Annotated in this window: 1 protein-coding gene; it reads left to right on the top strand. The window is 55.1% G+C overall.

Annotation, left to right across the window (positions count from 1 at the left end; genetic code table 11):
* Positions 1 to 604 (top strand): glycosyltransferase (locus OQK_RS01365; RefSeq protein ID WP_016770768.1); only part of this gene is annotated, 604 nt, incomplete at both ends.

Raw genomic sequence — 604 nt, 5'->3', positions numbered from 1 at the left:
GCGCGCAATTCGCCGCAGACCACCAGAATATGGTTGTGCTGCCGTCCGGTTTCCGCTTCGGTGGGGCATCGCGCAATTTTTTCCGGTTGATCCGCGATGTCGACCTGACTAGCTACGACTATGTTTCCTTCGCCGATCAGGACGATATCTGGCACCCCGATAAATTGCAGCGCGCTATCGCTTCATTGCTTGAGAAGGATGTGGATGCCTGTTCCAGCAATGTCATCGCGTTTTGGGACGACGGCAGGACACATCTGCTCAACAAGGCGCAACCGCAGACCCGTTGGGATTATTTTTTTGAGGCCGCCGGTCCGGGCTGCACCTATGTGCTGGGAGCGCCATTGGTGCGGGCGATGAAGCAGTCGATGCTGGCACAGTGGGATACCTTGCAAGCGGTCGGTCTGCATGACTGGTATTGCTATGCCTTCGCTCGCAGCCATGGTTTCAGTTGGTACATCGATCCTCATCCTTCAATGGATTACCGCCAGCACGATAGTAATCAAGTAGGCGCTAACACCGGCTTCAGTTCCATGATCGCGCGCTACAAAACCATTCATGACGGCTGGTGGTTCAATCAGGTTGCACTCATTGCACGACTGGTCGG

Source organism: Pseudomonas sp. R62, assembly GCF_000257605.1.
Classification (GTDB): Bacteria; Pseudomonadota; Gammaproteobacteria; order Pseudomonadales; family Pseudomonadaceae; genus Aquipseudomonas; species Aquipseudomonas atacamensis.
Note: the sequence above shows the minus strand (reverse complement) of the source record. Positions and strands in the feature narration are given on the sequence as shown.